The following is a 23,892-nucleotide window of genomic DNA, read 5'->3' as shown; positions in this document are numbered from 1 at the left end:
GCTGGGAAGCACAAATTTGGTTTCTTATTAATTGCGGTTCGGCATGTTGTCTAATCTAATATTAGTCTGAAAAACTCTTGGTTATGTTCAGTCTTTTCTTGTAAATATCAAGGCGACTTTCGGCTCTTTTGATGAATTGTTGATAATAGAGGATTTCAGAATATAATTCTCCATATTGTTTGCCGGTAACAGGATCGTGAATTCTATCTGTATTGAAGTATCCCAAGCCGCTAGGAAAGCGTGTGAAGGCAGGAGGCATTCGGCTTTCATCCATACAGTCACCTATTAAGTAACCGTAGAATTTATTGATCTTGCCGTTAGATTTTGCTGCCAAGAGTCTTGCGTACTGGACTAAATCTGGTATGTGTTCTTGAAGCTCTACAGTTGGAGCTTTGAATTCAATTATTATTGCCGCTCCCTCTTCGTTAAATATTGCAATGTCAGGTCGTTTTAATTTGTGATCTGTGTTGTTTCGTCGGAATAGTTGCTCTAAGCTAGAGTCTATATCTGATTCGAATAGTTTTTCACTATTTCCCCATGGATAAGACGAAAGAGGTTTGTCTGAAGCTATATGGTCGAAGTAATGATACTCTTCATTGAGAATCCAAATATCATGGTCGGTGAGGTCTCTGCTGTCCTTTCCTGTCGGGAAAAATATATTGTGAATTATTTTTTCGTCGTCCCGCCTAACTCCAGCCTCATCTTGACAGTTCAAAAGGAGGCTTACTGCTTTTTTAAGTACTTCGATCATTGATGAACGTCGCACGACCAGCTGGGAAAGGTTGGCCATATCCATTTTTTTTATAGTGCTGGTATATTTCCAAGATAGTTCATTAACCTTGTCTCTGAAATCTTGCGTTCTGGGGTCAAGGTCCAGTAGCTTTTGTTTGATGTCAAAAATGTCCGAGGTTTCGTTAACTATTTCCTCTTGATATTTTTTTAGCACTCGCTTGGCAATGTTTGCCTCTGTGTCGCTGTAATGTATTTTAATGTTTACAGCTTCGAGCATCGACTTCGATATACCGAATTTCGCTTGCGTGGAATTAAGCAGTGCATCTCTATCGAAGTCTTTCGGTGTGAGGATGCTGTAAACATAGTCTTCTAGCGAATCAATTATATCTTGTAAGGAGTGGCTTTCGATAAGCTCGTTGTTAGGGCTGCACTCTTTGGGTATGTTAAAGCCATCTCGTTGAATGTTGACCTTTTCCTCAAGAAGTTCGCTTTCGATAAGCAATAGTTCGAAGCGATCATCAATTGGTGTTTTTCTATCTTGGAACTTTCTTAGATAGTGCTTCGTTAAGGATTGTACGATTGCAGAGTTAGCGCAGAGCGCTACCTCGTGTTGTGAATCTTTGAATTGTCCTCGGGGAAGGGAGTAGCGTGTTGTTTTTAATGAGTGGAGTACTTGGTCGCTTTTGCCATGAGTGCAGATAAGCGGTATTTCTTCAACACTGGTGGGGCTGGGTAAGTCTTCCGAGTTGATAGTGAGGCTGTCTATATTGCTTCCTTCCTGCTCTATGATCGCGATTGAGAAGCTTCCAACTATGTTTCTAAGAATGATAAAGCGTTGGAGAAAAGTTGTGTATAGGTAGTTGTGTACGGCAAGGGCTGAAAATTCAGCTCTTAAGTTTATGTTGTTCAATTGGTTGCTTATTAAACTATCATAAAAACCTTGTAGGCTAACAATGGTCTCGCTCTTTTTTTCTATATTTTTCAATGTGTTGAAATGTGCTTCTGAAATCTCTCGCGTATCCGAGTTTACGTTCAGCGTTTTGCGTTTATATGTCTGCTCTTCAAAAAAATAGCTGTCTATTTTTAGATTTTTAAAGTAGTGAAAATATTGTATTCGGCCCGCGCCCTTGCATTTTCCGATGCCTTGTATTTTTAGATAGTCCTTATAAGTTGAGTCTTTTGTGACGAAGGCTTTTACTTGTGCCTCTCCAAAACCTGCTCCGTTGTCCTTGCAAGATATTGAAATATCATAATTTGAATCTTCAAGTAGCGTGGAGTGGAAGAAGTCAACAGTAAGTTCAATGTTCAGCTTTGGAATGTTTTCTTCGAGATTTTTTCGGATGAGATAAGAGTCTATGGCATTGGATATCAATTCCTCGATAACCACGTATTGATTTGAGCTGATATCTGTATTTTTTAAACCACCCTTGACATCTAGAGTCATAGATCCCTCCCTTTCGTTGCTTGCAGAACAGGCTAGCGGTGTCGGAGCAATGTATCAAAGTTATGTACCGAGAGGCAGCTAGATATCCATTCCAGTGGAGAGAGGGGAGGGGGGCGATTTGAAAAAAGACGGACACCCGACAAAAATTCAGCTAAGGGAGAAGGGAGCAGAGTTATTTTAGGAGAGTCCTGCTCACTGAGCATCGCGCAAATAATCTCTAAGTCTGATGGCTGGAACATCAAGCTCCTCCATCGTCTGCGCAGCACCAAAATCCGCAGACAACCGCCCCAGCTCCCGCCCCAACACCGTATCCACCCCACCAATCCCCCCCATCGCTAAATCCAGGCATCGACCGATTTCGCCCTGAATCCCAGCCACATCGGCCCGCCGTATCAACAACTCAAAAACCTCACGGTCGCAACTGCCCATCAATGGATCATCCCGCAGAATCGGGCTGTGGCCTTCCGTTTCATAAGCCAGCTTGAGCGAGTAAAGCGCGACCGTTTCCAGCAGCAATTCCATGGGGTGAAATCCTTTGTGACTGGGTGGGGAGGGTGGGGTGATGGTGTATGTCTTGGATTTGGCAGATCGGAGTATCGGTGGGGGTGGTGACTTTTTTGTGAGCGCTTTGCGCTCAAGTGTCAACACCGGTTGAAAACTGACCCACCCTACCGAAGTAAAACTGACCCACCCCGGCGGTATTTAAAGTCTGTTTATAGCTTCGGCGAAGCCGTCTCTCGCGGTACCACCTGGCCAGATTTCAACTTGTCCTTCAACCGGTAACTTTGCCCGCTGACCTGAACGATATGCGCATGATGCAGAAGCCGATCCAATAGCGCGGCGGTCAGTGTCGAGTCATCCGCAAAGGTCGTTGCCCACTGGCTAAACGGCAAATTGCTGGTCAGCACGATGCTGCCATGTTCGTAGCGTTTGGCGATGACGTTGAAGAACAGATTTGCTTCGTCACGGCCAAAAGGCAGGTAGCCTATTTCATCGATCACCAGCAATTTCGAGCGCTGCACCACTCGACTGAAATACTGAGCCAAGCGCCCCTGGTGATGTGCGGCGACCAGTTGCAATGTCAGATCGGCGGCGGTGATGAACTTTGTCGAGATGCCCGCCATGATCGCCCGGTGAGCTAGCGCGCTGGCCAAGTGCGTTTTGCCAACGCCGGACGGCCCCAGCAGCACCACGTTTTCCTTACGCTCGATAAAGGCCAGTCCGGCCAGTTCAAGGATCTGACTTTGCGGCGCTCCGCTGGCGAATTTGAAGTCGTATTGCTCAACGGTTTTTACAGCCGGCAGCCCGGACAAGTGCAGCAGTGTCTGTCGTCGCCGTTCGTTTCTGGCGCGATCTTCACCCAACAGAAGTTGTTCCAGGAAGTCGGCGTAACTCGTTTTTTTTCGGCTGCTCGCTGCGCCAGAGCGGGCCAGTCCGTGGCGAAGGTATCGAGTTTGAACTGTTGGCAGAGCGCTTCAATGCGCAGGTGTTGAAGACTCATGCTCGCACCTCAAGCAGGGCTTGGTAGACCGACAGTGGATGTTGCAGGCTCTCCACCGGTATGGGCTGAATGGCTTGTATCAGAGCGCTCGGAACGTCTTGAAGCGCTGGCAGCGGCAGCAAATAGTGCACCTCTTTATCCAGGCGATACTGAGGGATTTCACCGGTCGTAGCGTGAGTTCGGGCATTGGCGATATCGATCAGCCAAGGGCCGATTTTGCTGTTCGCGACTTCGACATCCAGCACCAAACCGACCTGATTAAGTGTCGCTGCCAGCGGCACGACGAAACTGTTTTTCAGGTAGTGGTTGAAGCGCTCAACCTTGCCCTTGGTTTGCGCTCGATAGGGCCGGCAGACCTTTGGCGTAAAGCCATAGCGTTCTGCCAAGCTCAACAGAGCCGGGTTCCAACGGTGCTCGCCGGGGCCATAGACATCGCGCTCTTGGATGATGGTCTTGGCGTTGTCGAACAACACTTTGCGTGGCGTGCCGCCGAAGAAATGCAGGGCTTTTTCAATGCCAGCGCACCAGGCTGCGGAGTCTTCCCGTCGCGAGAAAACAACGTAAGTGGCGCGACTCCAACCCAGCGTTGCGACAAATGCCAACAGCGGATCGCGGCCACGTCGAATGATCGTGAAATCCGCCTGCATCTGTTCGCCAGGCTCTGTTTCAAAGCGCACAACGGGCTCGTTGGCCTTGGATTTCAAGGTCAGCAGAAAGCTGGTGAGGATGGAGTAACCGCCCGTATAGCCCTGTTCTCGGATCTCTCTGAGCAGAACAATCGCAGGGATCCAGTGTGGCCGAGCGGTATCTACGCGCTGACGCAGGAAGGCCTCGAAAGGCGCAAGCTTGCCCACGCGCTCCGCGCGCGGGCCGTAGACGACGGGTTGGCGCTGGGCTTGTAATTTGAGGTGGCGTCGAATGGTATTGCGTGAGCAGCCCATCTGCCGAGCGATAGCTCGAATAGACAAACCCTGACGAACAAGAACACTGATTTCCACGTGTTGCTCCTTGGACAGCATGGGCAGCTCGCAAAAGCTGCATTTTGCCCAAGTGGGTCAGTTTTCAACCGGTAGGGTGGGTCAGTTTTGCATCGGTACTGACACTCAAGCGGGAGCAAGCTCCCTCGCCACAGGTTTTCCCCCCACCACCGGTTCTTCTCTACCACTGGTTCTTCCTTGCTCCCAGGTTCTTCCTTACCACTGGATCTTCCTCACTATGAGGTTGGGTATTCTGGGGCCGCTTTGCGGCCCAGCGGGGATAAATCCCCTCGCCACAAAGGGGAGCGGTGGTTTATCCCCCCACCACAAAAGTGAGCGGGGGATTGGCTGAGATTTGCGTTGGTTATGGCAAACCACTTTCCTGCAGGCGAAAAAAAAGACCTTGAATTTCAAGGTCTTTTTTTAAGATGGTGCCCCGAGGGAGACTCGAACTCCCACTCCTTTCGAAAACGGATTTTGAATCCGCCGCGTCTACCAATTCCGCCATCAGGGCTCAATGGCGGCGAAGTATAGAGAGGTGCCTACCGTTGGTCAATCACGTTTCATGGTGAATTTTTGATAATTCCGCTAGACTTTCCGGCCCTGCTAGACGAACCCCATCATGCGTGTTGCTGACTTTACCTTCGAACTCCCTGATTCGCTGATCGCTCGCCATCCTCTGGCCGAGCGTCGCGCCAGTCGACTGTTGACCCTGGACGGGGTCAGCGGTGCCATGGCTCACCGTCAATTCACTGATTTGCTTGAGCATTTGCGCCCGGGCGATTTGATGGTGTTCAACAATACCCGGGTGATTCCGGCGCGTTTGTTTGGCCAGAAAGCCTCCGGCGGCAAGCTGGAGATTCTGGTGGAGCGGGTGCTGGACAGTCACCGTGTGCTGGCCCATGTGCGGTCGAGCAAGTCGCCCAAGCCGGGTTCGTCGATTTTGATCGACGGCGGCGGTGAGGCGGTGATGGTGGCGCGGCATGAGGCGTTGTTCGAGCTGGCGTTTGCCGAAGAGGTGTTGCCGCTGCTCGACCGTGTCGGGCACATGCCGTTGCCTCCTTATATAGACCGCCCGGACGAAGGTTCGGACCGCGAGCGTTATCAGACTGTGTACGCCGAGCGCTTGGGGGCGGTGGCGGCGCCGACGGCGGGGCTGCATTTTGATCAGCCGTTGCTGGAGGCGATTGCTGCCAAGGGCGTGGAGACGGCGTTTGTGACGCTGCACGTCGGCGCCGGCACGTTCCAGCCGGTGCGGGTCGAGCGTATCGAAGACCATCACATGCACAACGAATGGCTGGAAGTGAGCCAGGAAGTCGTCGATGCCGTGGCGGCCTGTCGCGCGCGCGGTGGGCGGGTGGTGGCGGTGGGGACCACCAGCGTGCGCTCCCTGGAAAGCGCGGCGCGTGATGGCGTGCTCAAGCCGTTCAGTGGCGACACCGACATCTTTATCTACCCGGGCCGGCCGTTTCATGTGGTCGATGCCCTGGTGACCAATTTTCATTTGCCTGAATCCACGCTGTTGATGCTGGTTTCGGCGTTCGCCGGTTATCCCGAAGCCATGGCCGCCTACAAGGCCGCAGTCGAGCATGGATACCGCTTTTTCAGCTACGGTGATGCGATGTTCATCACCCGTAACCCCGCGCCACGCGGACCCGAGGAAACAGTATGAGTCGCACCTGTCGCATGTCCTTCGAGTTGCTTGCTACCGATGGCAAGGCTCGTCGCGGTCGTCTGACCTTCCCCCGCGGTACGGTGGAAACCCCCGCGTTCATGCCGGTGGGCACTTACGGTACGGTCAAGGGCATGCTGCCACGGGATATTGTGGCCACGGGCGCGGAGATCATCCTCGGCAACACTTTCCACCTGTGGCTGCGTCCGGGCATGGAAGTGATCAAGGCCCACGGTGACTTGCACGATTTCATGCAGTGGAAAGGCCCGATTCTGACCGACTCCGGCGGTTTCCAGGTGTTCAGCCTGGGCGCGATGCGCAAGATCAAGGAGGAGGGCGTGACCTTCGCGTCTCCGGTGGATGGCGCCAAGGTGTTCATGGGGCCGGAAGAGTCGATGCAGGTCCAGCGCGACCTGGGCTCGGACATTGTGATGATCTTCGACGAATGCACGCCGTACCCGGCCGATGAAGACGTGGCGCGGGTGTCCATGGAGCTGTCGTTGCGCTGGGCCCAGCGCTCCAAGAACGCCCATGGCGAGAACACGGCGGCGCTGTTCGGCATCGTTCAGGGCGGCATGCACCAGAACTTGCGCATGCGTTCGCTCGAAGGCCTCGACAAGATCGGCTTCGACGGCCTGGCCATCGGCGGTCTGTCGGTGGGCGAACCCAAGCATGAAATGATCAAGGTGCTCGATTACCTGCCGGGCCAGATGCCGGCTGACAAACCTCGTTACCTTATGGGCGTTGGCAAACCGGAAGATCTGGTTGAGGGTGTGCGCCGCGGTGTGGACATGTTCGATTGCGTGATGCCAACCCGTAATGCCCGCAATGGGCATCTGTTCATTGATACAGGCGTGCTGAAGATCCGTAACGCGTTCCATCGCCATGATGAATCGCCGCTGGATCCGACCTGCGATTGCTACACCTGCCAGAACTTCTCCCGTGCTTATCTGCACCATTTGGACAAGTGCGGCGAAATGCTGGGTAGCATGTTGAATACCATCCACAATTTGCGCCATTACCAGGTGCTTATGGCTGGTTTGCGCGAGGCTATTCAACAAGGTACATTGGCCGCCTTTGTCGATGCCTTCTATGCCAAGCGTGGGTTGCCTGTTCCGCCCTTGGACTGAGTTTTCCGATCCTAAGATTCAATACTTGCAACTGGAGTGCTAAATGAGCTTTTTTATCTCTAATGCCATGGCTGACGCCGCTGCACCTGCTGCCGGCCCTATGGGTGGCGGTTTTGAGTGGATTTTCCTGGTTGGCTTCCTGGTCATCTTCTACCTGATGATCTGGCGTCCACAGGCCAAGCGCGCCAAAGAGCAGAAGAATCTGCTCAGCAGCCTGCAAAAGGGCGATGAAGTGGTCACCACCGGCGGTATCGCTGGCAAGATCACCAAAGTGGCCGATGACTTCGTGGTACTGGAAGTGTCCGACACCGTTGAAATGAAGTTCCAGAAGGGCGCCATCGCGGCCACGCTGCCAAAAGGCACGCTGAAAGCGATCTAAGTAACAACTTCTATTCAATCGACGGGGCGCGCAAGGCGCCCCGCGTCATAAGCGGGCGGCGTGATGCTGAACAAATACCCTCTGTGGAAATATTTACTGATCCTGGCGGTGCTGGCGGTCGGTCTGATTTATTCCGCTCCCAATCTTTATCCTGATGACCCGGCCATTCAGGTCAGTGGCGCAAGCACTGCCTTGCAGGTCACTCAGGCCGATCTGGACCGTGCGAGCACAGCGCTCAAGGCGTCCGGCATCGACGTGAAGGCCGCGACCGTTGCCGAAGGCGGCAAGGGCGGTTTGTTGCGTCTGGTCAAGGATGAAGATCAACTGCCGGCCAAGGACGTGGTGCGCAAGGCCCTCGGTGACGACTATGTCGTGGCCCTGAACCTGGCCCAGACTACCCCGCAATGGCTGCGCAACCTCGGCGCGCATCCGATGAAGCTGGGTCTGGACTTGTCCGGTGGTGTGCACTTCCTGCTGGAAGTGGACATGGACAAAGCGCTGGATGCACGCTTGAAAGTCTACGAAGGCGACGTCAAGAGCCTGTTGCGTAAAGAGCGCCTGCGCTATCGCAGCCTGCCGCAGCTCGACGGTGCCGTTCAGTTGGGCTTTGCTGACGAAGATGTACGCGAGAAGGCCCGTGCGCTGATCCGCAAGAGCTTCAACGATTTCGACATTGTACCGGCCGACCTCAATGGTCAGCCGGTGCTGCGTCTGGCGATGACCCCGGCCAAGCTGGCGGAAATCCGCGAATACTCCATCAAGCAGAACTTGACCACGGTGCGTAACCGGGTCAACGAGCTGGGTGTGGCCGAGCCGATCGTGCAGCGCCAGGGCGCCAACCGCATCGTGGTTGAGCTGCCGGGCGTGCAGGACACTGCCGAAGCCAAACGTATCCTCGGCAAGACGGCCAACCTGGAATTCCGCCTCGCTGCTGAACCGGGCGCTTCCCGGGCCACCACCGAGAGCTTCGAGTTCCGTGAAGGCGGTCGTCCGGCGGCGCAGATCGAGCGTGGCCTGATCATCACCGGTGACCAGGTGACCGACGCCCAGGCGGGCTTCGACGAGCAGGGTCGCCCACAGGTGAACATTCGCCTCGACGGCCACGGCGGCGAACTGATGAGCCGCGCCACGCGCAGCAACGTCGGTCGCAGCATGGCGGTGATTTTCATCGAGCAGAAGCCGACCACCACTTACACCAAGCAAGTGGTCAACGGCGTCGAGAAAGACGTACCGGTCCAGACGTTCAAGGAAGAGAAAAAGATCATCAGCCTGGCGACCATCCAGTCGCCGCTGGGCAGTCAGTTCCGCATCACCGGTCTCAATGGCCAGGGTGAATCCTCGGAACTGGCCCTGCTGCTGCGTGCCGGTGGTCTGGCCGCGCCGATGTACTTCGCTGAAGAGCGCACCATTGGCCCGAGCCTGGGTGCCGACAACATTGCCAAGGGTGTCGATGCATCGCTGTGGGGCATGCTGTTTGTCTCGCTGTTCATCATCGCCATCTACCGCTTCTTCGGTGTGATCGCCACGGTGGCACTGGCGGTGAACATGGTGCTGCTGCTGGCGCTGATGTCGCTGCTGGGGGCTACGCTGACCCTGCCGGGTATTGCCGGTATCGTGTTGACCATGGGTATGGCGGTGGACGCCAACGTGCTGATCTTCTCGCGGATTCGTGAAGAGATCGCCGCGGGCATGTCGGTCCAGCGGGCAATCAACGAAGGCTTCGGCCGGGCATTTACTGCGATTATCGATGCCAACCTGACCACCTTGCTGGTGGGCGGGATTCTCTTCGCCATGGGCACCGGCCCGGTGAAGGGCTTCGCAGTGACCATGTCCCTCGGGATCTTTACCTCGATGTTCACAGCCATTCTGGTGACCCGTGCAATGGTCAACCTGATTTATGGTGGCCGTGACTTCAAGAAGTTGTGGATTTAAGGGGCTGCCATGTTACGTACAATCAACTTCATGGGCGTTCGCAACGTTGCGTTCGGCGTCACTGTATTGCTGACCTTGCTGGCGTTGTTCAGCTGGTTCAGCAAGGGCCTGAACTACGGCCTGGACTTCACCGGCGGTACGCTGATCGAGCTGACCTACGAGCGTCCGGCCGATGTTGGCCAGGTGCGCGAGCAACTGATGACTTCGGGTTACACCGACGCCGTGGTGCAGAGCTTTGGCGCGACCACCGATCTGCTGGTGCGTATGCCGGGTGAAGACCCGCAACTGGGTCAGCAAGTGGCTGAGGCCTTGCAGAAGGCCGGCGGCGACAACCCGGCACAGGTCAAGCGTGTCGAGTATGTCGGCCCGCAAGTGGGTGAAGAGCTGCGCGACCAGGGCGGCCTCGGTATGCTGATGGCGCTGGGCGGCATCCTGCTGTACCTGGCTTTCCGCTTTCAGTGGAAGTTCGCGGTGGGCGCGATTGTCTCGCTGATCCACGACGTGATCGTGACTGTGGGCATCCTGTCGTTCTTCCAGGTCACCTTCGATTTGACGGTGCTGGCGGCGGTGCTGGCGATCATCGGTTACTCGCTCAACGACACCATCGTGGTGTTTGACCGGGTACGTGAAAACTTCCGTGTGCTGCGCAAGGCGACGCTGATCGAGAACATCAACATCTCGACCACCCAGACCCTGCTGCGGACCATGGCGACGTCGATCTCCACGTTGCTGGCGATCGGTGCGCTGCTGGTGTTTGGCGGTGACAACCTGTTCGGTTTCTCCATTGCGCTGTTCATCGGCGTATTGGCGGGTACTTATTCGTCGATCTACATCGCCAACGTGGTGCTGATCTGGCTGAACCTGAGTACCGAAGACCTGATTCCTCCGGTGGTCAGCGACACGGAAGTGGACGACCGCCCGTAAGGTTTGGTCCCCGCCCGTCATGGCCCGAAAGGCGCGAGTTGAACTCGCGCCTTTTTTTGTGCTCCAAGGCTGGGAGAAGCGCGGATGAATCCGCATGTGATGGTCAGGAGGTTCAAGTGAACAAATCGATGCTGGTTGGTGCGGTATTGGGTGCTGTCGGTGTGACTGCCGGTGGTGCGGTAGCCACCTACAGCTTGGTCAAAAGCGGCCCGGAGTATGCGCAAGTAGTGGCCGTGGACCCGGTTAAAACACAAATCAAGACCCCGCGTGAAGTGTGCAAGGACGTTACCGTGACTCGGCAGAAGCCGGTCCAGGATCAACACCAGATCGCCGGTACCGTATTGGGCGCCGTGGCCGGTGGCCTGTTGGGTAACCAGATCGGCGGCGGCACTGGTAAGAAAATCGCCACCGTGGCGGGTGCGGCCGGCGGCGGTTATGCCGGTAACAAGATTCAGGAAGGCATGCAGGAGCGCGACACCTACACCACCACCCAAACTCGCTGCAACACGGTCAATGACATCAGCGACAAGGTTGTAGGTTACGACGTTCGCTACATGCTTGATGGCAAGGAAGGCAAGGTCCGCATGGACCGCGACCCAGGCAACCAGATCCCGGTGAACAAGGAAGGCCAACTGATCCTGGGGCAGAACGAACCGGCTCAGTGATCCAGTTGTAATGAAGAAGCACCCTTCGGGGTGCTTTTTTTACGCCCGCATTCTATGACCCACCCCAATCCCCTGTGGGAGCAAAGCCCTCTGCGGGAGCAAAGCCCTCTGCGGGAGCAAAGCCCTCTGCGGGAGCAAAGCCCTCTGTGGGAGCAAAGCCCTCTGTGGGAGCAAAGCCTGTGGGAGCCAAACCTGTGGGAGCAAAGCTTGCTCGCGATGGCGGTGGGCCAGCTTGTATCTATGTTGGATGTGCCCCAGCTGTGGGAGCAAAGCCCTCTGTGGGAGCAAAGCTTGCTCGCGACAGCGGTGGGGCAGCTTGTATCTATGTTGGATGTGCCCCAGTCATCGCGAGCAAGCTTTGCTCCCACACTTAATCTTCGTTGGGGCCCAATCCTGTGCTCAGCCAAGCGCCCTGCGGCAGCCTTCAATTTCCCTGCCACCCAAGCCACTTCTATGGGAGCAAAGCCCTCTGTGGGAGCAAAGCTTGCTCGCGATAGCAGTGGGTCAACTTGCATCCATGTTGGATGTGCTTCAGTCATCGCGAGCAAGCTTTGCTCCCACAGGTTTTGCTCCCACAGGCTTAGTTCTCATAAGCTTTGCTCCCACAGGCTTGGCTCTCATAGGCTTTGCTCTTGCTGGTAATGGGGGTATGTCGGAAATCCAGGCATAAAAAAAGCACCCCGAAAGGTGCTTTTCTTCTAACCGGGAAGCTTAGCGTTTCAGCGACGCCGGCAGGTGTGGCTGGATGGCGGTGAGTACGGCCTTGAAGCATTTGGTGTTGCCGGCAACGATGTGGCCTTTTTCAAGGAAGTCGTGACCGCCAGTGAAGTCACTTACCAAGCCGCCAGCTTCCTGGATCAACAGGGCGCCTGCTGCCATGTCCCATTCGGACAGGCCCGACTCCCAGAATGCATCGAAACGGCCGGCGGCGACATACGCCAGGTCCAGGCTCGCGGCACCGGCGCGGCGGATGCCGGCGGTCTGGCCGACCAGGGCGCGGAACATGCCCAGGTAGTTGTCCAGGTTGTCCATCTGGTCATCGCGGAACGGGAAGCCGGTACCCAGCAGGGCGCCGTCCAGGCTGGTGCGGCCGCTGACGCGCAGGCGACGACCGTTCAGTTGGGCGCCACGGCCGCGGCTGGCGGTGAATTCTTCCTGGCGAACCGGGTCCAGCACGACGGCGTGTTCCAGGCGACCACGGTATTTGCAGGCGATGCTGACAGCGAAATGAGGGATGCCGCGCAGGAAGTTGGTGGTACCGTCCAGTGGATCGATGATCCACAGGTACTCTTCGCCTTCGATGCCGGTGCCGGCGTGCATGCCGGTCTCTTCACCCAGGATCGAGTGGTTCGGGTAAGCCTTGCGCAGTGCGTCGACGATTTTCTGTTCGGCGGCGCGATCAACCTCGGACACGTAGTCCTTGGCGTCTTTTTCATCGACCTTGATGGTATCCAGGCGCTCGATGGAGCGGAAGATCAGTTCACTGGCGCTGCGGGCGGCGCGCAGCGCGATATTCAGCATGGGCTGCATGGATGTGTCACCTAAGGTTGTTAAAGAAAGCCGCGCATTCTATCAGAAAGTTTTCCCAGGAGAAGGTTGGTGTTCGCTTTCATAGCTTAACGGTAGGTGCTTAGGTAAGATTTGCTCCCTTTATCGTGTTCGAGAGCGCCTCCCTTGTTGCAGAACATTCGTGTCGTCCTGGTCAATACCAGCCATCCGGGAAATATCGGCGGGGCTGCGCGGGCCATGAAGAACATGGGCCTGTCGCGGCTGGTGCTGGTCGAGCCACGCTCGTTTCCCCATCACGAAGCCGACGCCCGGGCTTCCGGTGCCGGTGACATCCTGGCAGCCGCCCAAGTGGTCGCCACCCTGGAAGACGCCCTGGTGGGCTGCAATCTGGTGCTTGGCACCAGCGCCCGCGACCGCCGTATCCCCTGGCCGTTGCTCGACCCCCGCGAATGCGGAACGAAAGTGATCGAGGAAGCCGGGCAGGGCGCTGAGATCGCCCTCGTGTTTGGCCGTGAAGATTCCGGCCTGACCAACGAAGAGCTGCAGCGATGTCACTTTCACGTGCATATCCCTTCCGACCCGCAGTTCAGTTCCCTGAACCTCGGGGCGGCGGTGCAGGTGTTGAGTTATGAAGTGCGCATGGCCTGGCTGGCGGCCGAAGGCAAACCCAGCAAGGTCGAAAAATTCGAGGCCACGTCGCCGCGCAGTGAGACACTGGCGACCATGGACGAGCTGGAGCGGCTCTATGAGCACCTGGAGCAGACCCTGGTGGACATCGAGTTTCTTGACCCGGACAAGCCCCGGCACTTGATGGCGCGCCTGCGTCGGTTGTACGGACGAAGCTCGGTCAGCCGGGCGGAGATGAATATATTGCGCGGCATCCTCACGGAAACCCAGAAAGCGGCCCGTGGCGAGCTGATTAAGCGGAAGGAATAAAGATGTTCGATCGTTTGCGTGAAGATATCCAAAGCGTTTTCCATCGTGACCCGGCGGCGCGCAATGCCTTTGAAGTGCTGACCTGCTACCCGGGCATGCACGCCATCTGGATCCATCGCCTGTCGGGTGCCTTGTGGGGTATGGGCTGGAAGTGGCTGGCACGGGTTGTCTCCAACTTCGGACGCTGGTTGACCGGGATCGAGATCCATCCGGGCGCCAAGGTCGGTCGCCGGTTCTTCATCGACCACGGCATGGGCATTGTCATCGGTGAAACCGCCGAGATTGGCGATGACGTGACGCTGTACCAGGGCGTGACCCTCGGCGGCACCAGTTGGAACAAAGGCAAGCGCCACCCGACCCTGGAGGACGGCGTAGTGGTCGGTGCCGGCGCCAAAGGTGCTCGGGCCGTTCACCGTGGGGGCGGGGGCGAAAGTCGGCTCCAATGCGGTGGTGACCAAGGCAGTGCCGGCCGGTGCCACTGTGGTGGGCATTCCAGGGCGGATCATCATCAAGTCCGATGACGAGCAGGATGCCCGGCGCAAAGCCATGGCCGAGAAGATCGGCTTCGATGCCTACGGCGTCGGTGAAGACATGCCTGATCCGGTCGCCCGAGCCATCAACCAGTTGCTCGATCACCTGCAGGCAGTCGATGGGCGCCTGGAGGGTATGTGCGGCGCCCTGAAGGACCTGGGCAGTAATTACTGCGCCAAGGAGCTGCCTGAGCTGCGCGAGGAAGATTTTGCCTGTGTGAAGGATAAGGATGAAAGCCAGGCCGGTTGATGTCTGGCTGGCCCCATCGCGAGCAGGCTCGCTCCCACATTGGATCTGTGGTGTACGCAAATCGTGCGGCCACCCAAGACCCCCTGTGGGAGCGAGCCTGCTCGCGATGAACGATAACGCGGTATCGCTGGTCGCCACTGGCCAGCCTTTGTTATGATGCGCGCGCTCTTTTGCGGGTAAACCCGAGTAAAGCACTAGGTCTTATACTTGACTTAAATACTCGGGAATTGCATACTCGCCCCATTCTGAACTCCGTGGTAATTGTCCATGCGACTGACTACAAAAGGCCGATACGCCGTGACCGCGATGCTGGATCTGGCATTGCATGCGCAGCACGGGCCGGTGTCCCTGGCCGATATCTCCGAGCGCCAGGGCATTTCCCTGTCCTACCTTGAACAGCTGTTCGCCAAGCTGCGCCGCAGTAACCTGGTTTCCAGTGTGCGCGGCCCCGGCGGCGGTTATCAGCTGTCACGCGACATGCAGGGCATCCAGGTCGCCCAGGTGATCGATGCAGTGAACGAATCGGTCGATGCGACCAAATGCCAGGGCCTTGGCGACTGCCATGGCGGCGATACTTGCCTGACCCACCATTTGTGGTGCGACCTGAGCCTGCAGATCCACGAATTTCTCAGCGGTATTAGCTTGGCTGACCTTGTAACTCGCCGTGAGGTGCAGGAAGTAGCCCAGCGTCAGGACCAGCGCCGTTGCAATGGCAAGGCGCCGCACCTGGACAAGATTGAAGCGTCCGCCGTCGAATGACCGCCGCAGAGCAAGCGGAACGCCAGCCAGCCTGATTTAGGAGATAGTCCATGAAATTGCCGATTTACCTTGATTACTCTGCGACCACCCCGGTTGATCCGCGTGTCGCGCAAAAGATGAGTGAATGCCTGCTGGTCGACGGAAACTTCGGTAACCCGGCGTCCCGCTCCCACGTGTTTGGCTGGAAAGCTGAAGAGTCGGTCGAAAACGCCCGCCGCCAGGTCGCTGATCTGGTCAACGCCGACCCGCGTGAAATCGTCTGGACCTCGGGTGCTACTGAGTCCGACAACCTGGCAATCAAGGGTGTCGCGCACTTCTATCACACCAAGGGCAAGCACCTGATCACCTCCAAGATCGAGCACAAGGCTGTCCTGGACACCATGCGCCAGCTGGAGCGTGAAGGCTTCGAAGTCACCTACATCGAGCCCGGTGAAGACGGCATCATCACCCCGGCCATGGTGGAAGCTGCACTGCGCGACGACACCATCCTGGTTTCGATCATGCATGTGAACAACGAAATCGGCACCGTTAACGACATCGAAGCCATCGGCGAGCTGACCCGCTCCAAGGGCGTCCTGTTCCACGTCGACGCGGCCCAGTCCACCGGCAAGGTCGACATCGACCTGTCGAAGCTCAAAGTGGACCTGATGTCGTTCTCTGCCCACAAGACTTACGGCCCTAAAGGCATCGGCGCGCTGTACGTGAGCCGCAAGCCGCGTGTTCGCATCGAGGCGACCATGCACGGCGGCGGTCACGAGCGTGGCATGCGCTCCGGCACCCTGGCGACCCACCAGATTGTCGGCATGGGCGAAGCCTTCCGTGTCGCCAAGCAAGACATGGCCGCCGAGAACGTGCGTATCAAGGCCCTGAGCGACCGCTTCTTCAAGCAGGTCGAGCACCTCGAAGAGCTTTACGTCAACGGCAGCATGACCGCCCGCGTACCGCACAACCTGAACCTGAGCTTCAACTACGTTGAAGGCGAGTCGCTGATCATGGCACTCAAGGATCTGGCCGTGTCGTCCGGTTCGGCGTGCACCTCGGCTTCGCTTGAGCCTTCGTACGTACTGCGCGCCCTGGGCCGCAACGACGAACTGGCCCACAGCTCGATCCGCTTCACCTTCGGCCGCTTCACCACCGAAGAAGAAATCGATTACGCCGCGCAGAAAGTCTGCGAGGCCGTTACCAAGCTGCGTGCTCTTTCGCCGCTGTGGGACATGTACAAAGACGGCGTCGACATCTCGAAAATCGAGTGGGCGGCGCACTGAGAAGTCGCCACCAGAGCGACTCACTGATGAGGATTGAAGCAAATGGCATATAGCGAAAAGGTCATCGACCACTACGAGAACCCGCGCAACGTCGGCAAGATGGACGCGCAGGATCCTGATGTTGGCACCGGCATGGTCGGCGCCCCAGCGTGCGGCGACGTCATGCGCCTGCAGATCAAGGTCAACGAGCAAGGCATCATCGAAGATGCCAAGTTCAAGACCTACGGCTGCGGTTCCGCCATTGCGTCCAGCTCCCTGGCCACCGAGTGGATGAAGGGCAAGACCCTTGATGAGGCTGAAACCATCAAGAACACTCAGCTGGCCGAAGAACTGGCCCTGCCGCCAGTGAAGATCCACTGCTCGGTACTCGCCGAGGACGCCATCAAGGCTGCCGTGCGCGATTACAAGCAGAAGAAAGGCTTGATCTGATCCGCGCACAGGTAAGGAGTTTTCATGGCTATCCAGATGACAGAAGCGGCAGCTAAGCATGTGCAGCGTTCTCTTGAAGGGCGCGGCAAGGGCGAGGGTATCCGCCTGGGTGTTCGCACCACGGGCTGCTCTGGTCTTGCCTACGTGCTGGAATTCGTCGACGAAGTGGGCGATGACGATCAGGTGTTCGAGAGTCACGGTCAGAAAGTGATCATCGACCCGAAAAGCCTGACGTACCTGGACGGCACTGAACTGGATTTCGTCAAGGAAGGGTTGAACGAAGGCTTCAAGTTCAACAACCCCAACGTGCGCGGTGAATGTGGCTGCGGCGAAAGCTTCAACATCTGAGGCGGCTTGTGGGTACTCCTTGTCATTTTGCTTTGTTCCAGTTGCAGCCGGGCTTTTCCCTGGATCTCGAGCAGTTGTCCGCTCGTTATCTGGAGCTGGCCCGCGGTGTCCATCCCGACCGCTTCGCTGATGCCTCGGAGGCAGAGCAGCGGCGCGCGCTGGAACAGTCGGCGAACCTCAACGACGCTTACCAGACACTCAAGAGCCCGGCCAAGCGCGCGCGTTATCTGCTGGCCATCAGCGGTCATGAGTTGCCCCTGGAAGTCACCGTGCATGATCCCGAGTTTCTGTTGCAACAGATGCAGTGGCGCGAAGAACTCGAAGATCTGCAAGACAGCGCCGATCTGGCCGGTGTCGCGGTGTTCAAGCGCCGCTTGAAGGACGCCCAGCACACCTTGAACGAAAGCTTCGCAGCCTGTTGGGACGATGCCGCGCAACGCGAACAGGCCGAACGCCTGATGCGGCGCATGCAGTTCCTCGACAAGCTCACCTACGAAGTGCGCCAACTAGAAGAGCGCCTCGACGATTAACCCAGTGCCGCTCCGGTCGCACGCCTGATTACAGATAAGTCCTGATTACGATGGCCCTACTGCAGATCGCCGAACCCGGCCAAAGTCCACAACCGCACCAGCGTCGCCTGGCTGTGGGAATTGACTTGGGTACTACCAATTCCCTGGTCGCTGCTTTGCGCAGCGGTCTTTCCGAACCGCTGGCCGATGAGCAGGGGCAGGTGATCCTGCCGTCCGCCGTGCGCTATCACGCCGATCGCGTGGAAGTGGGCGAGTCAGCCAAGCTGGCCGCCGCGACCGATCCCTTCAATACCATTGTCTCGGTCAAGCGCCTGATGGGGCGTGGTCTGTCCGACGTCAAGCAATTGGGTGATCAGTTGCCGTACCGTTTCGTCGGCGGCGAGTCCCACATGCCGTTCATTGAAACCGTGCAGGGCCCGAAAAGCCCGGTTGAAGTTTCAGCCGATATTCTCAAGGTGCTGCGCCAGCGCGCCGAAGCGGCGTTGGGCGGTGAATTGGTCGGTGCGGTCATCACCGTCCCGGCCTATTTCGACGACGCTCAGCGTCAAGCCACCAAGGACGCGGCCAAGCTGGCCGGTCTGAACGTGTTGCGCCTGCTCAACGAGCCGACTGCCGCTGCGGTGGCCTACGGCCTGGACCAGCACGCCGAAGGCCTCGTCGCAATTTACGACTTGGGTGGCGGCACCTTTGATATTTCCATTTTGCACCTGACCGGCGGCGTCTTCGAAGTCCTGGCCACTGGCGGCGACAGCGCCCTGGGCGGCGATGACTTCGATCACGCCATCGCCGGCTGGATCATCGAGCAAGCGGGCCTGTCCGCCGACCTTGATCCGGGTGCGCAACGTCACCTGCTGCAAACGGCCTGCGCCGCCAAGGAAGCCTTGACCGACGCGGCAAGTGTCGAAGTGGCGTACGGCGACTGGAAGGCTGCTCTGAGCCGTGAAGCCTTTGATGCGCTGATCGAACCCATGGTCGCCCGCAGCCTCAAGGCTTGTCGCCGCGCCGTGCGTGATTCCGGCGTGGAACTCGAAGACGTTAAAGCCGTGGTCATGGTCGGTGGTTCGACCCGTGTGCCGCGGGTTCGCGAAGCCGTTGCCGAGGCCTTTGGCCGCCAGCCGCTGACTGAAATCGACCCGGACCAGGTGGTTGCCATCGGCGCCGCGATCCAGGCCGATACCCTGGCCGGGAACAAGCGCGACGGCGGCGAACTGCTGTTGCTCGACGTGATTCCGTTGTCCTTGGGCCTGGAAACCATGGGTGGTCTGATGGAGAAGGTGATTCCGCGCAACACCGCCATCCCCGTTGCCCGCGCCCAGGATTTCACCACTTATAAAGACGGCCAGTCGGCCATGATGATTCATGTGCTGCAAGGCGAGCGTGAACTCATCAGCGACTGCCGCTCCCTGGCGCGCTTCGAATTGCGCGGCATCCCGGCGATGGTGGCCGGTGCGGCGAAGATCCGCGTGACCTTCCAGGTCGACGCCGACGGTTTGCTCAATGTCTCCGCCCGCGAGCTGGGTTCGGGCGTCGAGGCGAGCATCCAGGTCAAGCCGTCCTACGGCCTGACCGACGGCGAAATCGCCAAAATGCTCAAGGATTCGTTCCAGCATGCCAGCGACGACAAGGTCGCCCGTGTATTGCGTGAGCAGCAGGTCGACGGCCAGCGTCTGGTCGAAGCCGTGCAGGCCGCTATTGAGGCCGATGGCGACCGTCTGCTGGATGCCGAGGAGCGCATGGTGATCGAGCTGCAAATGCAGGAATTGTCTGAATTGATCAAAGGCACCGATGGCTATGCCATTGAGCAACAGACCAAGCGTCTGTCGCAAGTCACCGATGCCTTTGCTGCCCGCCGCCTGGATTCGACGGTCAAAGCCGCCCTGGCGGGGCGCAACCTGAATGAAATTGAGGAATAACTGATGCCGCAGATCATTTTTCTGCCACACGCCGAGCATTGCCCGGACGGTATGGTGGTAGAGGCCGAAACCGGCAAGTCCATTCTCGAAGTGGCTCATGACAACCACATCGAGATCGAGAGCGCCTGTGGCGGCGTCTGTGCCTGCACCACCTGCCATTGCATCATTCGCGAGGGTTTCGACTCGCTGAATGAGGCCGATGAGCTGGAAGAAGACTATCTTGACCGGGCCTGGGGCCTGGAGCCGACGTCGCGCCTGACGTGCCAGGCCAAGGTCGGAACCGAAGACCTGGTGGTCGAAATTCCGAAATATTCGCTTAACCATGCGGCCGAAGCGCCGCACTGATGGTGACACTGTCATGAGCTATGGTTGGAATGATGTACAACGCATCGCAGAAGAGTTGGCCGAAGCCAAGCCGGACGTGAATCCGCTGACTGTGAATTTTGTCGATTTACAGCGCTGGATCATGGAGCTGCCGGAATTCGACAGTACCTCTGGCCGTTGTGGCGAGAAGGTCTTGGAAGCTGTCCAGCAGCTCTGGATCGAAGAAATCGACTGATCCACCTGGCAGGTTAGGCAATACCCCTGAACCCGCGTATAATTCGCGGGTTTAATTTTTCGCAAATTACCGTTTCTGGAGTTACACCATGGCTGTTCAACGTACTTTTTCCATCATCAAGCCTGACGCCGTTGCTAAAAACGTGATCGGCAAGATCGTTACCCGCTTCGAAGACGCTGGCCTGCGCGTTGTAGCTTCGAAAATGAAGCAACTGTCCAAGGCCGAAGCCGAAGGTTTCTACGCTGAGCACAGCGAGCGCGGCTTCTTCGGTGAGCTGGTTGCTTTCATGACTTCCGGTCCGGTTGTCGTTCAGGTGCTGGAAGGCGAAAACGCCATTGCTCGCAACCGTGAGCTGATGGGTGCTACCAACCCTAAAGAAGCGGCTGCCGGCACCATCCGTGCTGACTTCGCTGAGTCGATCGACGCCAACGCCGTTCACGGTTCGGACTCCGAAGCCGCTGCTGCTCGCGAAATCGCTTACTTTTTCTCCGCTACTGAAGTAACCACTCGCTAAGCCCAGGCTTTTGAGTGAAGGTGAATCCATGACTACATCAAACGGCAAAACCAACCTGTTGGGTCTGACCCAGCCGGAAATGGAGAAATTCTTCGACTCGATCGGGGAGAAGCGTTTCCGTGCCGGCCAGGTGATGAAATGGATTCACCACTTTGGCGTCGACGACTTCGACGCCATGACGAATGTCAGCAAGGCCCTGCGCGAAAAGCTCAAGGCTGTTGCTGAAATTCGCGGTCCGGAAGTGGTCAGCGAGGACATCTCCAGCGACGGCACCCGTAAGTGGGTGGTGCGCGTGGCGTCCGGCAGTTGCGTCGAGACCGTTTACATTCCCCAGGGCAAACGCGGCACCTTGTGCGTTTCGTCCCAGGCAGGCTGTGCCCTGGATTGCAGTTTCTGCTCCACCGGCAAGCAAGGCTTCAATAGCAACCTCACCGCCGCCGAAGTGATCGGCCAGGTGTGGATTGCCAACAAATCCTTTGGCAGCGTCCCGGCAACCGTCGACCGTGCCATCACCAACGTGGTGATGATGGGCATGGGTGAGCCGCTGCTGAACTTCGACAACGTCATCGCCGCCATGCACCTGATGATGGATGACCTGGGCTATGGCATCTCCAAGCGCCGGGTGACCCTGTCCACCTCCGGCGTGGTGCCGATGATCGATGAGCTGGCCAAGCACATCGATGTTTCCCTGGCGTTGTCGCTGCACGCACCCAATGACGCATTGCGTAACCAATTGGTGCCGATCAACAAGAAATACCCGCTTAAGATGCTGCTGGAGTCGTGTCAGCGCTACATGTCGTCCCTGGGCGAAAAACGCGTGCTGACCATCGAGTACACCCTGCTCAAGGACGTGAACGACAAGGTTGAACATGCGGTCGAGATGATCGAGCTGCTCAAGAACATCCCTTGCAAGATCAACCTGATCCCGTTCAACCCGTTCCCGCATTCCGGTTACGAGCGTCCGAGCAACAACGCGATTCGTCGCTTCCAGGACCAGCTTCACCACGCTGGCTTCAACGTCACCGTGCGTACTACCCGCGGCGAAGACATCGACGCCGCGTGCGGCCAATTGGTAGGACAGGTGCTGGATCGCACCCGTCGCAGTGAGCGTTACATTGCCGTGCGTGAGTTGAACGCCGCCGACGATGCCGCGCAAAACGCTGCGAACAGTCACTAAGAGAGGATCTCTATGTCCCTGCGCTTCGCGCTGCTGTTGCTGTTGGCCGGTCTTTGCGCCGGTTGTGTTCTGTCGGGTGACTACAACCCCATGAAAACCAGCAAGGGGCGCGACGAGGCGCGTGAAGCCTATGTGCAATTGGGCATAGGCTATCTGCAACAGGGCATGACCGAGCGGGCCAAGGTGCCGCTCAAGAAAGCCCTGGAGCTGGACGATTCAGACGCCGATGCCAATGCGGCCCTGGCGTTGGTCTTCCAGGCCGAGATGGAACCTGAGCTGGCCGACGCGCATTTTCGCAAGGCGCTGTCCGCCCTGCCGCAGGATGCACGGATCCTGAACAACTACGGCAGCTTCCTTTTCGAGCAGAAGCGTTATAAAGAGGCCTACGAGCGCTTCGAGCAGGCGACCGCCGATACCCTTTACCCAGAGCGGTCACGGGTGTTTGAAAACCTGGGCATGACGGCTTCCAAACTCGGTCAGCGTGATCTGGCCCGCCAGCAGCTTGAAAAAGCGCTGCGGCTCAACCGTCAGCAGCCGCGGGCATTGCTGGAAATGGCTGAGTTGTCTTACGAAGACAGGCATTATGTGCCCGCGCGGGATTATTACGAACGTTTTAGCCTGCTGAGCGAGCAAAATGCACGTAGTCTATTGCTCGGTGTGCGGCTGGCCCACGTGTTTGAAGATCGTGACAAGGCCGCCAGTTTTGGCCTGCAACTAAAAAGACTCTATCCCGGTACGCCGGAATATCAGCAATACCTGTCGGAGCAATGATGAAAGCGGCGCATCCTGAAGTTGTAGCAGCGACTCGCGTAAATCCCGGTGAGACCCTGCGCCAAGCTCGCGAAAGCCATGGTTGGTCGCTGGCAGAGGTGGCCCTCAAGCTCAATCTCACCGTGACCTCCCTGGGCAACCTGGAAGCCGGCGCGTTCGATAAACTGCCTGGGCATACTTTCGCCCGGGGCTACATCCGTGCCTATGCCAAATTGCTCGACATGGACCAGACCGAACTGGTCCAGCAATTCGATCAATACACCGGTTCCGATGCCCAGGGCAGCAGCGTGCACAGCCTGGGTCGCATCGAGGAGCCGGTTCGCGTTTCCCACACCATTTTGCGAATCGTCAGTTTGCTGCTGTTGATCGCGGTGATTGGTGGCGGTTTCCTCTGGTGGCAGGACCAGGCCTCTTTGCGGGCCAAGGATCCGATCGGCATGAGCCCTGAGCATGTTGAGGTCGAAGGCGCCGACGGCACCACCCGCATACATCCACTGGACGAGCCGGAAGATCAGGCTGTCGTGGAAGGCCAGACCGCAGGGGAAAGCACTCTGGTGTTGCCTCAGGGGCAGGACGGCACTGATGCCTCCGTTGGTGCTGAACCAATTGTTCCGGCTGCTCCGGCGGACGCACCCGTTGCACCGACCACGCCCGCGCCGACCGCCAGCGCGCCGGCTGCTTCAGCGCCGGCCGTACCGAGCACGCCGGCCCCTGCTGTAGAGGCCCCAGCCGCACCAGCCGCCGCACAGGTTGCGCCGACAGCGCCAACAGCTCCGGTAGCGGCTGTCGCACCCGCTGCCGGTGAAGGCCAGGTACAGATTCAATTTACCGCCGACTGCTGGACGCAGATCACCGACGGTAGCGGCAAGGTGCTGTTCAGTGGCCTCAAGCGCAAGGGCGACAGTACCTCCGTCAACGGCACGCCGCCGTTTGCCGTACGCCTGGGTTATGCCCGTGGCGCGCAGGTCAGCTACAACGGCCAACCGGTCGACGTGGCTCCGTTCACCAGTGGCGAGACCGCTCGCCTGAAGTTGGGTCAATAAGTC

23 protein-coding genes, 1 tRNA gene and 2 pseudogenes are annotated in these 23,892 nt (G+C 57.7%); 20 read left to right on the top strand and 6 right to left on the bottom strand.

The features are described 5' to 3' along the window. Nucleotides 1-61: 61 nt before the first annotated feature. From PSH57_RS23720 to PSH57_RS23700, 5 genes and pseudogenes are all read right to left on the bottom strand, one after another. Complete coding sequence (locus PSH57_RS23720; RefSeq protein ID WP_305416138.1) at nucleotides 62-2,176, bottom strand: hypothetical protein; 2,115 nt, start codon at nucleotides 2,174-2,176, stop codon at nucleotides 62-64. 192 nt (nucleotides 2,177-2,368) lie between these two features. After that, nucleotides 2,369-2,698 (bottom strand): hypothetical protein, encoded by a 330-nt coding sequence (locus PSH57_RS23715; protein ID WP_305385824.1) that lies wholly within the window; start codon nucleotides 2,696-2,698, stop codon nucleotides 2,369-2,371. 191 nt (nucleotides 2,699-2,889) lie between these two features. Beyond that, nucleotides 2,890-3,677, bottom strand: a pseudogene (istB, locus tag PSH57_RS23710) (IS21-like element helper ATPase IstB). Then, entirely contained in the window at nucleotides 3,674-4,696 is a 1,023-nt protein-coding gene (gene istA / locus PSH57_RS23705; protein ID WP_305385343.1) for an IS21 family transposase, read from the bottom strand. Before istA ends, istB begins: the two are co-directional and overlap by 4 nt. A 387-nt stretch (nucleotides 4,697-5,083) precedes the next feature. Next, a tRNA-Leu gene (locus PSH57_RS23700) sits at nucleotides 5,084-5,168 on the bottom strand. 108 nt (nucleotides 5,169-5,276) lie between these two features. Between PSH57_RS23700 and queA the strand changes: the two genes are divergently transcribed. From queA to PSH57_RS23670, 6 genes are all read left to right on the top strand, one after another. Continuing rightward, entirely contained in the window at nucleotides 5,277-6,326 is a 1,050-nt protein-coding gene (queA, locus tag PSH57_RS23695; RefSeq protein ID WP_173407360.1) for a tRNA preQ1(34) S-adenosylmethionine ribosyltransferase-isomerase QueA, read from the top strand. A 14-nt stretch (nucleotides 6,327-6,340) separates the two neighbouring features. Further along, a complete protein-coding gene (tgt, locus tag PSH57_RS23690; protein WP_256230975.1) occupies nucleotides 6,341-7,456 on the top strand; it encodes a tRNA guanosine(34) transglycosylase Tgt in 1,116 nt (371 codons plus the stop codon). A 43-nt stretch (nucleotides 7,457-7,499) separates the two neighbouring features. Continuing rightward, entirely contained in the window at nucleotides 7,500-7,835 is a 336-nt protein-coding gene (gene yajC, locus PSH57_RS23685; RefSeq protein ID WP_007982729.1) for a preprotein translocase subunit YajC, read from the top strand. A gap of 63 nt (nucleotides 7,836-7,898) precedes the next feature. Continuing rightward, entirely contained in the window at nucleotides 7,899-9,767 is a 1,869-nt protein-coding gene (secD, locus tag PSH57_RS23680) for a protein translocase subunit SecD (RefSeq protein WP_305385823.1), read from the top strand. A 9-nt stretch (nucleotides 9,768-9,776) separates the two neighbouring features. Continuing rightward, entirely contained in the window at nucleotides 9,777-10,691 is a 915-nt protein-coding gene (secF, locus tag PSH57_RS23675) for a protein translocase subunit SecF (RefSeq protein WP_305444757.1), read from the top strand. Between the two features lie 116 nt (nucleotides 10,692-10,807). Then, nucleotides 10,808-11,356 carry a glycine zipper 2TM domain-containing protein gene (locus PSH57_RS23670; RefSeq protein WP_305385822.1) on the top strand — a complete coding sequence of 183 codons (549 nt, stop codon included), beginning with the start codon at nucleotides 10,808-10,810 and terminating at the stop codon, nucleotides 11,354-11,356. Nucleotides 11,357-12,067: 711 nt separating this feature from the next. Here the strand turns inward: PSH57_RS23670 and suhB are convergent. Then, nucleotides 12,068-12,886, bottom strand: a complete 819-nt coding sequence (gene suhB / locus PSH57_RS23665) for a type III secretion system regulator SuhB (protein WP_003185165.1) — start codon at nucleotides 12,884-12,886, stop codon at nucleotides 12,068-12,070. Nucleotides 12,887-13,030: 144 nt separating this feature from the next. Here suhB and trmJ point away from each other — a divergent pair, with 144 nt between their 5' ends. From trmJ to PSH57_RS23595, 14 genes and pseudogenes are all read left to right on the top strand, one after another. Beyond that, a complete protein-coding gene (gene trmJ, locus PSH57_RS23660; RefSeq protein ID WP_305385821.1) occupies nucleotides 13,031-13,801 on the top strand; it encodes a tRNA (cytosine(32)/uridine(32)-2'-O)-methyltransferase TrmJ in 771 nt (256 codons plus the stop codon). A gap of 2 nt (nucleotides 13,802-13,803) precedes the next feature. After that, nucleotides 13,804-14,581 (top strand): annotated as a pseudogene (cysE, locus tag PSH57_RS23655) (serine O-acetyltransferase). Between the two features lie 267 nt (nucleotides 14,582-14,848). After that, nucleotides 14,849-15,340 carry a Fe-S cluster assembly transcriptional regulator IscR gene (gene iscR / locus PSH57_RS23650; protein WP_024777044.1) on the top strand — a complete coding sequence of 164 codons (492 nt, stop codon included), beginning with the start codon at nucleotides 14,849-14,851 and terminating at the stop codon, nucleotides 15,338-15,340. Nucleotides 15,341-15,390: 50 nt separating this feature from the next. Further along, the gene (locus tag PSH57_RS23645) at nucleotides 15,391-16,605 is read left to right on the top strand and encodes an IscS subfamily cysteine desulfurase (RefSeq protein WP_305385819.1); all 1,215 of its coding nucleotides are present in this window, start codon (nucleotides 15,391-15,393) and stop codon (nucleotides 16,603-16,605) included. Between the two features lie 42 nt (nucleotides 16,606-16,647). Next, on the top strand, nucleotides 16,648-17,034 hold the full coding sequence (gene iscU, locus PSH57_RS23640; protein WP_003185157.1) for a Fe-S cluster assembly scaffold IscU: 387 nt from the start codon (nucleotides 16,648-16,650) through the stop codon (nucleotides 17,032-17,034). 24 nt (nucleotides 17,035-17,058) lie between these two features. Further along, nucleotides 17,059-17,382: an iron-sulfur cluster assembly protein IscA gene (gene iscA / locus PSH57_RS23635; RefSeq protein ID WP_256230859.1), complete on the top strand. Its 324-nt coding sequence runs from the start codon at nucleotides 17,059-17,061 to the stop codon at nucleotides 17,380-17,382. Between the two features lie 8 nt (nucleotides 17,383-17,390). Further along, nucleotides 17,391-17,912 (top strand): co-chaperone HscB, encoded by a 522-nt coding sequence (hscB, locus tag PSH57_RS23630; RefSeq protein WP_256230858.1) that lies wholly within the window; start codon nucleotides 17,391-17,393, stop codon nucleotides 17,910-17,912. Between the two features lie 50 nt (nucleotides 17,913-17,962). After that, nucleotides 17,963-19,825 (top strand): Fe-S protein assembly chaperone HscA, encoded by a 1,863-nt coding sequence (hscA, locus tag PSH57_RS23625; protein WP_305385818.1) that lies wholly within the window; start codon nucleotides 17,963-17,965, stop codon nucleotides 19,823-19,825. A gap of 3 nt (nucleotides 19,826-19,828) precedes the next feature. Then, a complete protein-coding gene (gene fdx, locus PSH57_RS23620) occupies nucleotides 19,829-20,170 on the top strand; it encodes an ISC system 2Fe-2S type ferredoxin (protein WP_003198002.1) in 342 nt (113 codons plus the stop codon). Between the two features lie 13 nt (nucleotides 20,171-20,183). After that, the gene (gene iscX, locus PSH57_RS23615) at nucleotides 20,184-20,384 is read left to right on the top strand and encodes a Fe-S cluster assembly protein IscX (protein WP_305385817.1); all 201 of its coding nucleotides are present in this window, start codon (nucleotides 20,184-20,186) and stop codon (nucleotides 20,382-20,384) included. An 88-nt stretch (nucleotides 20,385-20,472) separates the two neighbouring features. Next, complete coding sequence (ndk, locus tag PSH57_RS23610; protein ID WP_042727994.1) at nucleotides 20,473-20,898, top strand: nucleoside-diphosphate kinase; 426 nt, start codon at nucleotides 20,473-20,475, stop codon at nucleotides 20,896-20,898. Between the two features lie 28 nt (nucleotides 20,899-20,926). Beyond that, a complete protein-coding gene (gene rlmN / locus PSH57_RS23605; RefSeq protein WP_305385816.1) occupies nucleotides 20,927-22,075 on the top strand; it encodes a dual-specificity RNA methyltransferase RlmN in 1,149 nt (382 codons plus the stop codon). 12 nt (nucleotides 22,076-22,087) lie between these two features. After that, nucleotides 22,088-22,846 (top strand): type IV pilus biogenesis/stability protein PilW, encoded by a 759-nt coding sequence (pilW, locus tag PSH57_RS23600; RefSeq protein ID WP_256230856.1) that lies wholly within the window; start codon nucleotides 22,088-22,090, stop codon nucleotides 22,844-22,846. Next, on the top strand, nucleotides 22,846-23,889 hold the full coding sequence (locus PSH57_RS23595) for a RodZ domain-containing protein (protein WP_305385815.1): 1,044 nt from the start codon (nucleotides 22,846-22,848) through the stop codon (nucleotides 23,887-23,889). Before pilW ends, PSH57_RS23595 begins: the two co-directional genes overlap by 1 nt. Nucleotides 23,890-23,892 lie beyond the last annotated feature (3 nt).

Source organism: Pseudomonas hefeiensis, from assembly GCF_030687835.1.
Lineage (GTDB): Bacteria > Pseudomonadota > Gammaproteobacteria > Pseudomonadales > Pseudomonadaceae > Aquipseudomonas > Aquipseudomonas hefeiensis.
This window is presented reverse-complemented; position numbering and strand designations above follow the sequence as displayed.

What these genes read in the sequence shown, in the direction of transcription:
- tgt (WP_256230975.1), top strand. Translation starts at nt 6,341, where the DNA reads ATGTCCTTCGAGTTGCTTGCTACCGATGGCAAGGCTCGTCGCGGTCGT.
- PSH57_RS23715 (WP_305385824.1), bottom strand. Translation starts at nt 2,698, where the DNA reads ATGGAATTGCTGCTGGAAACGGTCGCGCTTTACTCGCTCAAGCTGGCT.
- iscA (WP_256230859.1), top strand. Translation starts at nt 17,059, where the DNA reads ATGGCTATCCAGATGACAGAAGCGGCAGCTAAGCATGTGCAGCGTTCT.
- iscU (WP_003185157.1), top strand. Translation starts at nt 16,648, where the DNA reads ATGGCATATAGCGAAAAGGTCATCGACCACTACGAGAACCCGCGCAAC.
- yajC (WP_007982729.1), top strand. Translation starts at nt 7,500, where the DNA reads ATGAGCTTTTTTATCTCTAATGCCATGGCTGACGCCGCTGCACCTGCT.
- hscA (WP_305385818.1), top strand. Translation starts at nt 17,963, where the DNA reads ATGGCCCTACTGCAGATCGCCGAACCCGGCCAAAGTCCACAACCGCAC.
- pilW (WP_256230856.1), top strand. Translation starts at nt 22,088, where the DNA reads ATGTCCCTGCGCTTCGCGCTGCTGTTGCTGTTGGCCGGTCTTTGCGCC.
- PSH57_RS23595 (WP_305385815.1), top strand. Translation starts at nt 22,846, where the DNA reads ATGAAAGCGGCGCATCCTGAAGTTGTAGCAGCGACTCGCGTAAATCCC.
- iscR (WP_024777044.1), top strand. Translation starts at nt 14,849, where the DNA reads ATGCGACTGACTACAAAAGGCCGATACGCCGTGACCGCGATGCTGGAT.
- PSH57_RS23720 (WP_305416138.1), bottom strand. Translation starts at nt 2,176, where the DNA reads ATGACTCTAGATGTCAAGGGTGGTTTAAAAAATACAGATATCAGCTCA.
- rlmN (WP_305385816.1), top strand. Translation starts at nt 20,927, where the DNA reads ATGACTACATCAAACGGCAAAACCAACCTGTTGGGTCTGACCCAGCCG.
- iscX (WP_305385817.1), top strand. Translation starts at nt 20,184, where the DNA reads ATGAGCTATGGTTGGAATGATGTACAACGCATCGCAGAAGAGTTGGCC.
- queA (WP_173407360.1), top strand. Translation starts at nt 5,277, where the DNA reads ATGCGTGTTGCTGACTTTACCTTCGAACTCCCTGATTCGCTGATCGCT.
- secF (WP_305444757.1), top strand. Translation starts at nt 9,777, where the DNA reads ATGTTACGTACAATCAACTTCATGGGCGTTCGCAACGTTGCGTTCGGC.
- secD (WP_305385823.1), top strand. Translation starts at nt 7,899, where the DNA reads ATGCTGAACAAATACCCTCTGTGGAAATATTTACTGATCCTGGCGGTG.
- fdx (WP_003198002.1), top strand. Translation starts at nt 19,829, where the DNA reads ATGCCGCAGATCATTTTTCTGCCACACGCCGAGCATTGCCCGGACGGT.
- istA (WP_305385343.1), bottom strand. Translation starts at nt 4,696, where the DNA reads ATGCTGTCCAAGGAGCAACACGTGGAAATCAGTGTTCTTGTTCGTCAG.
- ndk (WP_042727994.1), top strand. Translation starts at nt 20,473, where the DNA reads ATGGCTGTTCAACGTACTTTTTCCATCATCAAGCCTGACGCCGTTGCT.
- PSH57_RS23645 (WP_305385819.1), top strand. Translation starts at nt 15,391, where the DNA reads ATGAAATTGCCGATTTACCTTGATTACTCTGCGACCACCCCGGTTGAT.
- suhB (WP_003185165.1), bottom strand. Translation starts at nt 12,886, where the DNA reads ATGCAGCCCATGCTGAATATCGCGCTGCGCGCCGCCCGCAGCGCCAGT.